This window comes from uncultured Agrococcus sp. (genome assembly GCF_945915485.1).
Lineage (GTDB): Bacteria > Actinomycetota > Actinomycetes > Actinomycetales > Microbacteriaceae > Agrococcus.
In genome coordinates this window covers 1-8,567 of sequence record NZ_CAMEFJ010000095.1, presented here as the reverse complement: position 1 = coordinate 8,567, position 8,567 = coordinate 1, and the positions used below count along the sequence as shown (strand labels likewise).

Here is an 8,567-nt window from a genome sequence, read left to right as displayed (position 1 = left end):
CCGCGGGCGGCTACTCGACGGTCTCGTCGACCGGCACGCTGACTTCACCGAGCTCGGCATCCTTGGCAACTGCGCGACGCCAGGGTCGCATCGAGACCACAGATGCCAGCAGCACGACAGCGCACGCAATGAGCAGGATGCGGAAGTCCAGCGACAGGATGAGGCCGGCACCGAGGATCATCACGACCGTCTGCGGCAGGTTGATCGACATGTTCATGGCAGCAGCGGCGCGTCCCTGCGCGTGCGAAGGGATGAGGCGGATGCGGAAGGTGCTGGCACCCACGACGGTCCAGGCGATGCCCGTCCCGCCGATGAACCACGCCACACCGGCAACGCCGATCGCCGCTACCGTTCCCGCCGTCATGAAGAGCACAACCGCGGTTGCCGCCGCTGTGCACGCCGTGAGCAGCCCAAGGCCGAGCGCAACGACCCGGTACTCGCCTATGCGGCGAATCACGAGTGCGGCAGTGACGCCGCCGATGACCGCGCCGAGACCCTGCACGGTCTGAATCGGTCCGAGAGCCGCAGCGGGCAGGCCGAGCCCCTGTTCGATGAGCGGGAAGACCATGATGTTGAGCAGACCAGTAATGCCGAATCCGACCCCGATCGCGATCGTCACCATGCGCAGTTGCGCGTTGCCGAACAGCATCCTGAAGCCGGTCCACATGCCGCCGAACTCCTGGGTTCCGGGCTGCGCGGCCGATTCTTGCAGTCGCACCGTGAGCATGAAGACTCCGGCGATGCCGAAGCAGGCGGTCGTGAGGATGACGACCGCCTCCGGCCCGAACGCGACGTACAGTGCGGTGCCGATCAGTGGTGCCAGGATGCGGAGCCCCTGATCGATAGTAGTGAACAGCCCGTTCGCGCTCGCGAGCTCTTCATCCGGCAGCATGTCGCGGAGGAGCCCGGCTTGTGAAGCTCCGATCAAGTACTGCGCGGTGCCGTACACGAGGGTAATCGCGTAGATGATCCAGACGTCGCTGCCGCTCTGCACGAACAACAGCGCGAGCACCGCGATGGCGACGCCGAAGTTCGTGATCAGCATGAGCAGACGCCGGGACATCGAGTCGGCGAGCTTCCCCGTGAAGGGAGCGATGAATGCCGGTAGGCCGAGGAAGACGAAGACCAGGGCCGCGGCAGCGTCGTTGTCGGTGAGGTCTTTCACCCACACTGCGAGCATGAGGTACAGCGCGCTGTCGGCGATATTGGTGGTGAACCACGCCATGGTGAGTCGTCGGAATGGTGGTCGGGCGAGCGGGCCTTGCAAGCGGCTCATATCCAGAGGTCCTTTCGTAGGGGCGGCGGCGTTGCCGTCCGGTTTCGGGTATGCGGCAGCTCACATGCGCCGGCATCCGGTGCATGAGCTGATGGTCAGAAGTGGTGTTGAGAGCACTGAGGTTGCGATTGACCCCGGGGTGCGCATCCCGGCTTCCCGTAAAGCAGGAGGAGTGAGGCTAGCCGGTGCGCTCGCTCCTATTCGGAGTCTTCAGGATGTTCGGCGTCAGGGTTCCACGGCTGTGTATCGGGGTCGGGGTTGATCGTGCCGAAGAAGTACCCCTTGCGGGCTCCCGGAGGTCGTTTGGAAGGGTCGAGGCCGCGCCCCTTGAACCGATCGGTGATCATGATCAGATCCTGGACGAGCTCTTTCATTTCCTCCTTCGTGGCCCAGAAATCACCGTTGGTCACGGTGGAGGCGAGGATCCAGTCGGGGTCGGCATCGTTTGAGTCGAAGCGCTCGAACGTGTTCAGCAGCCTTGCGGTCTCCTTTTGGATGTACACGGCGGCGAGCCGTGTCGCTTGCTGGATCGATTCCGGGTCGTTCGGGTCAGGTGTGTGATCCCGGGAGTGGTGGGCTGCGCGCCAGGGCTTCTCCCGACCGCGCTGCTCGCCCCGCTCCACGTATCCGTGCTTCTCGAGGGTGCGAAGGTGGAATGAGGCGTTCGCGACGGTCTGGTCGAGTCTCTCAGCTACCTGACTGGCAGTGAACTCGCCCTGGGTGTCGAGAAGAGACAGGATCTCGACCCTGAGCGGGTGCGCGAGCGCCCGCATGGTCGCGGCGTCGGTCGTCCGTAGCGCCTTCGTCTCCTGTGCCGGCTTGTCCTCAGACACGCATCCCCCTCATGACCGCTTCGATCCGGATCGCCTCCGGAGCCTTGCGCCACGAGTCTATTCGTTTGAGTGCCTGCTTCTGCGAGATGCGCTGTTCCATGATCTTTCCTCCTGCTGAAGAGCCTTGCTACGTGCGGCTCGTTGTTATGCAACACTACTTGCGAAAGATCCATTGCGCAAGAGTTATTTAACATGTCGGCGTGTTGGATTCGAATCCTCGCGTTTGCGGCCTTTCAAGTTGCCCGTGTCGGAGGTGCTCGATACCGTTGAAGCATGCGCATCGCAGTCATCGGAGCGACTGGACAGACCGGGATGCCGGTCACAGAAAGAATCGCCCGCAGCGGTCACGAGGTCGTCGCTATCTCGCGCGAAGGAACCGCGGTCCCGGGAGCAACGGATGCCATCGCGGCCGACGTTTTCACGGGCGAGGGCCTAGGGGGCGCGTTCGACGGCTGCGAGGTTGTCGTCGACGTCACGAACACCAAGAACTTCCTCGATACCCGCATTTTCACTGCGGGCGCCAAGAACATCATCACAGAGGCCGAACGTGCGGGCGTGGAGCGCGCAATTATGATCTCGGTGGTGGGTGCCGAGCACTCGAACTTCCAGTACCACCAGCGCAAGCTCGACCAGGAGCGGCTCTACCGCGAATCCGACCTCGACGTTGCGGTCATCCGAGCGACGCAGTTCTTCAGCTTCATCACCTCGTTCTTCGAGAACGGTTCGGCAGTGGGCGCCATCCCCGTGTTTCTCGGTGCCCGGTTCCAGCCGGTTGCAACCGACGAAGTCGCAGACCTCATTGCAACGACCGCCGTCAATAAGCTCGGCGATGCCGAAATCGCGGGCCCGAAAGTCTGGGTATCCCGCGACCTCGCCAAAGTTTGGCAGGCGCAGACTCGCGCTCGCGGTGTCATCGTCAACGGGCCTTTCCCGCCAAAGCTGCTCGACTTCTTCCGGTCGGGAGAAAACTTGAGCGACACCGCCATGCAGGGTGCCGTCACCTTCCAGGAGTGGCTCTCCGAGCAGCAACGACCGACGGTCTGACGTCGGTGGCAGAGCAGGAGAGCGCCCGCGACATCCTTCAGCGCGTCTGGGGCTACGACGACTTTCGCGGTGATCAGGCGGAGATCGTCGACACTGTCGCGACAGGTGGTGACGCGCTCGTACTCATGCCCACGGGGGGCGGGAAGAGCCTCTGTTACCAGCTGCCGGCGTTGCTGCGCGAAGGCACCGCGGTGGTCATCTCGCCGCTCATCGCGCTCATGCAGGATCAGGTCGAAGCGCTCGAACAGCTCGGCGTGCGCGCCGCCTTCTTGAACTCGTCACTCGATCCCGAGCGGCGACGTGCCGTCGAGCAGCAGCTGCTGGCAGGAGAGCTCGATCTGCTCTACCTTGCTCCCGAACGACTGGAGAGCGCCTCCGGGCTGCTGGAGCGGGCATCCGTTTCGCTGTTCGCCATCGACGAGGCTCACTGTGTTGCGCAATGGGGCCACGACTTCCGCCCCGACTATCTCGGGCTCAGCGTGCTGGGTGAGCGGTGGCCGAACATCCCGCGTATCGCGCTCACGGCGACGGCGACGGTGGAGACCCGCGAGGAGATCGTGGAACGGCTCGGCCTGCAAGGAGCACGGCAGTTCGTTTCGAGCTTCGACAGGCCGAACATCCAGTACCGCATCGTGCCCGGCAAGCAGGCGCGGGATGCGCTGCTGAAGATGATCCGCGCCGAGCACGATGGTGAGAGCGGCATCGTCTACTGCCTCTCGCGCGCCGGAGTCGAGCAGACGAGCGACTGGTTCAATGAGCGCGGCATCGACGCAATGCCCTACCACGCAGGGTTGCCGGCAGACCAGCGGGCTCGCAACCAGCAGCGGTTCCTGCGCGAGGACGGCGTGGTCATGGTCGCGACGATCGCCTTCGGCATGGGCATCGACAAGCCCGACGTGCGTTTCGTCGCGCACCTCAATCTGCCGAAATCGATCGAGGGCTACTACCAGGAGACGGGCCGCGCGGGGCGCGACGGGCTGCCATCGACAGCGTGGCTCGCCTACGGGCTGCAGGATGTCGTGCAGCAGCGACGCATGATCGAGCAGGGGAGCGGCAACACGCAGCGCAAGCGTGCGCAATCGATGCACCTCGACGCGATGCTCGGACTGTGCGAGACGGTCGATTGCCGCCGTGTACAGCTGCTGCAGTACTTCGGGCAAGCGAGCGAATCATGCGGTAACTGCGACACCTGCCTCGAACCGCCGCCGACGTTCGACGGCACCGTGCCGGCGCAGAAACTGCTCTCGACGATCGTGCGGCTCGATCGCGAACGAAACCAGAGTTTCGGAGCTGGCCACGTCATCGACATTCTGCTCGGGCGCGAAACCGAGCGCGTGAGCAAGTTCGGCCACTCGACGCTCTCGACGTTCGGCATAGGGCGCGAGCTCAACGAGGCCAGTTGGAGATCCGTTGTGCGACAGTTGCTGGCACGCGGGATTCTCGTCGTACAGGGCGAGTACGGGGTGCTGGCGATCGGCGAACCGGCCGTGCCCGTACTGCGCGGTGAGATCGAAGTGCCGCTGCGGCAGGACATCCAGGCGCAAACGACGTCACGGAAGCCGCACAAGACAGCGGCGCGCGATCTGGACGAGGATGCGCAGGCGCGATTCGAGACGCTGCGCGCGTGGCGAGCGGCGCAGGCGAAAGAGCAGGGTGTGCCCGCCTATGTGGTGTTCGGCGACAAGACGCTCGTCGCGATCGCGGAGGCGAACCCGTCGAAGCACGAGGACCTCCGTGGCATCTTCGGCATCGGCGAAGCGAAGCTCGAACGTTACGGCAGTGCTGTTCTGACGGCCTTGGCGGCGGGATGAGCGAGAAGGTTCGCCTCGACATCTGGGTCTGGGCAGTCAGGCTCGTGAAGACGCGAGCCGCCGCGACGGCCGCTTGCCGCGGTGGCCACGTCAAGCTGAACGGTCGGCCGGCGAAAGCCGCGCAGCCGGTCCGGGTCGGAGACGAAGTGCGCGTCAGGATCCACGGGTTCGACCGCGTTGTGATCGTGCGGCAGCTGTTGCGGAAGCGGGTCGGTGCTCCTGCTGCGGCGGAGGCCATTGAGGATCGGTCGCCGCCGCGCCCGAGCGCGATCGAAGCGGCGCAGGTGCCGTACAGGCCCCGAGGTGCGGGTCGACCATCCGCTCGCGAACGACGCGCCATCAACCGCCTGCGCGGTCGCCCGGAGTAGTCACCACTCGCCGATCGCAGGGGCCGAAATCTCGATCTCGGCGGAGGGGCCAGCCCCTTGTGGGGCCGTTGGCTCACCGTATAGACCGACGTTCTGATCGGAAGAGCGAACGCCAGGTGCTCCCCCGGTGGCGATTCGTCATACGCCGTATCGTTCCTGCAGACCTGTGGCAGACTCGAGGCATGGCGGCGAAACGAGCGACGATTCTCGATGTCGCTGAGCGCGCCGGCGTGTCGACCACGACTGTCAGCGACGCACTCCGCGGGCGGGGACGTATTTCTTCGGCAACCAAAGCAGCTGTCGAACAAGCCGCTGCCGACATCGGGTACGTACCGAATCGGGCGGCGCGCAGCCTGCGCATCGCCGAGTTCGGTGTCATCGGTCTGCATCTGCCGGAGACACTCTCGCGCAGTGAGTTCTACATGTCGACCACCTTCGGAGTACTCGAGCAGTGCTCTTCGCTCGACTACGACGTGACGCTGATCTCGTCGAAACGGGCCGCGGCTCCTCCCGATGTCGACGGCGTCATCGTCGTCGACCCGCTCACGGGCGATGCCGGCTTGCCGCGCATACTGCAACTCGCCGCTCCGGTCGTGACGATGGAGCGGATACTCGGCGTCGAGCGGGAAGCAGCGCTCGTCACTGCCGACTACGAGTCGGCCACTGTGCAACTGCTCGAGCTTCTCGCGTCGGCGGGAGCGCAACGCATCGGCTTACTGAGCGCCATCGCCGAAACCGACTGGGCCCAGCGCGTTCGCCGAGAGTACGAGCAGTGGTGCGAATCGACCGGCCGAGAGTCGCACATTGCGCTGCACTCCGTTCTCTCTCCCGACGACACATGGGTGGCAGGAGCCGAGGGGCTGCTCGACGCGGGATGCGATGCCGTGCTGTGCGGGCCTCCCGTCGCGGCCCACGCGCTCCTGGTGGCGGCGAACACTCGCGCGCTCGTGATCGGGTCCGACCTGGGTATGGCCTGCGTCGTCGATGCCCCGAGCCTGGCGAGCGCGGTTCCGCCGGTGACGAGCGTCGATCTGAAGCCGCGTGAATCCGGGAGGGCATCCGTCGACCTGCTGGTCGGGATTCTGCGGGGGCAGCAGCCGAAGGATGCACGGGTGCCGATCCCGGCAACGCTCGTAGAGCGCGCGTCAACGGGAACCCGCGAACAATAGTCGCGGTCGGCTACCGGGTGGAGGCCACCGTCGGGCTCGCGAGCGGCTACGCTGGTGGGGTGGTACAGACTATCTCCCCGCAAATTGCAAGGTCGTGGCTGCTGGTACCAGCTACGCAGCCAGAACTGTTCGAAACCGCTCGTACGAGCCGAGCCGACGCCGTCATCATCGATGTCGAGGATGCCGTCGCTGCGAATGAGAAAGAGCGCGCGCGTCACGAAACGCTCGAGTGGCTCAACGCGGGGCACAGAGCATGGGTGCGCATCAACGATGCGTCCAGCGACTTCTGGAGCGAAGACTGTGCCGCGTTCAGTAACGCGTCGGGGCTCGAAGGCGTCATGCTCGCCAAGAGCGAGTCGCGTTCGCACCTTTCCGACACCGCAGATCGCCTGCCGGAGGGGACGCGCATCCTCGCTCTCGTGGAGACCGCAAGAGGAATCGAGCATGTAGAAGAGATCGCGCACTCACCCTCCACATTCCGCATCGCGTTCGGTACCGGCGATTTCCGCCGCGACACCGCCACAGGAGACTCGGAGATCGCGCTCGCATACGCGCGTTCTCGCCTCGTCATCGCCTCTCGCGCGGCTCGGCTGCCGGCGCCCATCGACGGACCGACGCTTGACCGCGACCGACTGATGTCGGGCACACTCCATGCACGAGACATGGGTATGAGCGGCAAGCTGTCGTTGAACCACGAGCACACCGCGATCATCAACGAGGGGCTTTCGCCCGCGAACGAAGACATCGCCTGGGCTCACGGTTTCATCAAGGCGTTCGAGGAGTCCGGCGGCACGATCACGGACGGTTCCGACCTGCCGCGACTCGCGCGTGCGCAGAAGATTCTGCAGCAGGCGAAGGACTTCAAGATCCACGCAGAAGCGGCGATCGTCAGCCACTCCGACTACTGACACGAGCGGGGCACCGTTCACGCATCGGCGTTCGGTGTTCACGAAATGCGGCCCCAATGACCTGGAGCGAACCGTACGGTCCACATTTCATGGCGTTGGACCGGTACGTCAACATTTCGTGACACGAACAAACCACCCGTGGGCACGAAGGAGCCCCGTCCCACCGGACGGGGCTCCTCGCTTAAGAACGGTTACTTCTTGTCGTCGTTGCCGACGATGCCCTGTACGAACCCGGACGCCTTCTCAGCGCCTTCTTTCGCTGCATCGCCGACCTTCTCGCCGACTTCGTTCACCTTGTTCTTGACACGGTCAGCGGCTGCTTCGCCCTGTTCCTGACGGCCGTCAGACTTCAAGCCGTCATGATCGGTCGCGTCACCAATGGTCTCCTTCGCCTTGCCGCCGAGGTCCTTTGCCTTGTTGCCAAAGTCATTGCTGATTCCCATAGTGGCTCCTTCTCGTTGTGAAAGGGTTACGGGCTTCACGATACGCGCGTGTGCTTTGGGTGCGCCATGACCTTCCTCAGCGATTATCTGCCGTGGTCCTGTTCGGGTGCGACCGACGGGTATCGCTGTCCTTTTCCCGGTCTACATGACGGGAGAAGTCCCGGTCTATATGACGGGTGAAGCGTTTTATCGTATTGAGTTGCCGTATAGACCGAGATTCGGCGCAGGCATCGAGCCTGGATGAGCAAGCTAACAAGTTGGCGGGTGCACGTTCGGTAGCGAGCTCAGAGGCACTGGACTATTTGCCGCTGTCCTCGATCATGCTGTCGACGCCGGACTTCTCGCGCAGCGGTGGTGTCTTGAAGAAGAACGCGAGCAGCAGTGCCGTGATCGAGACCGCGCAAGCGAACCAGAACGCCCCGGATGCGGCACCTGCGAAACCGTCGAGGAAGGGTGCCGTGAGTCGCGGGTCGGCACCGATCAGGAACGAACTGTCCCCGTGCAGCGAGTTGCCGAGGGAATCGGGGTTCTCCAGGACGCGCAGAATGGGCCCGTTCGCGGGGTCCTGCATGACCTCCTGCTCGCCGAGCGCCTCTTGGAGTGCCTGTGCCTGTTCCGGATTCGCGAACGCGCCTGCAATCGTCTCCGGCAGTCGTCCGTAGACGAGTGAGAAGACGGCAGCTGTGCCCGCAGTGCCGCCCAGCTGGCGGAAGAA

At 64.3% G+C, this 8,567-nt stretch carries 8 protein-coding genes and 1 pseudogene; 5 read left to right on the top strand and 4 right to left on the bottom strand.

Features of this window, described 5'->3' with window-relative positions; all coding sequences use genetic code 11:
* Positions 1-10 precede the first annotated feature (10 nt).
* Together Q0O95_RS12025 and Q0O95_RS12020 are read right to left on the bottom strand one after the other, a co-directional pair.
* Complete coding sequence (locus tag Q0O95_RS12025) at positions 11-1,276, bottom strand: MFS transporter (protein WP_293698970.1); 1,266 nt, start codon at positions 1,274-1,276, stop codon at positions 11-13.
* 197 nt (positions 1,277-1,473) lie between these two features.
* Positions 1,474-2,109 carry a metalloregulator ArsR/SmtB family transcription factor gene (locus tag Q0O95_RS12020; RefSeq protein ID WP_293698968.1) on the bottom strand — a complete coding sequence of 212 codons (636 nt, stop codon included), beginning with the start codon at positions 2,107-2,109 and terminating at the stop codon, positions 1,474-1,476.
* 273 nt (positions 2,110-2,382) lie between these two features.
* On the opposite strand from Q0O95_RS12020, the gene Q0O95_RS12015 reads away from it, so the two are divergent.
* The 5 genes from Q0O95_RS12015 to Q0O95_RS11995 all read left to right on the top strand — a co-directional run bounded on the left by Q0O95_RS12015 (position 2,383) and on the right by Q0O95_RS11995 (position 7,409).
* Positions 2,383-3,153: an SDR family oxidoreductase gene (locus Q0O95_RS12015; protein WP_293698965.1), complete on the top strand. Its 771-nt coding sequence runs from the start codon at positions 2,383-2,385 to the stop codon at positions 3,151-3,153.
* Entirely contained in the window at positions 3,120-4,964 is a 1,845-nt protein-coding gene (gene recQ, locus Q0O95_RS12010) for a DNA helicase RecQ (protein WP_293698962.1), read from the top strand. Before Q0O95_RS12015 ends, recQ begins: the two co-directional genes overlap by 34 nt.
* Positions 4,961-5,332, top strand: a complete 372-nt coding sequence (locus tag Q0O95_RS12005; RefSeq protein WP_293698960.1) for a S4 domain-containing protein — start codon at positions 4,961-4,963, stop codon at positions 5,330-5,332. Before recQ ends, Q0O95_RS12005 begins: the two co-directional genes overlap by 4 nt.
* A gap of 182 nt (positions 5,333-5,514) precedes the next feature.
* Entirely contained in the window at positions 5,515-6,501 is a 987-nt protein-coding gene (locus Q0O95_RS12000) for a LacI family DNA-binding transcriptional regulator (RefSeq protein ID WP_293698958.1), read from the top strand.
* A 59-nt stretch (positions 6,502-6,560) separates the two neighbouring features.
* Positions 6,561-7,409: a CoA ester lyase gene (locus Q0O95_RS11995; protein WP_293698955.1), complete on the top strand. Its 849-nt coding sequence runs from the start codon at positions 6,561-6,563 to the stop codon at positions 7,407-7,409.
* 191 nt (positions 7,410-7,600) lie between these two features.
* Here the strand turns inward: Q0O95_RS11995 and Q0O95_RS11990 are convergent, their stop codons facing one another.
* Positions 7,601-7,852 (bottom strand): CsbD family protein, encoded by a 252-nt coding sequence (locus tag Q0O95_RS11990; RefSeq protein WP_293698952.1) that lies wholly within the window; start codon positions 7,850-7,852, stop codon positions 7,601-7,603.
* Between the two features lie 298 nt (positions 7,853-8,150).
* Positions 8,151-8,567, bottom strand: a pseudogene (locus Q0O95_RS11985) (hypothetical protein); the annotation flags it as partial.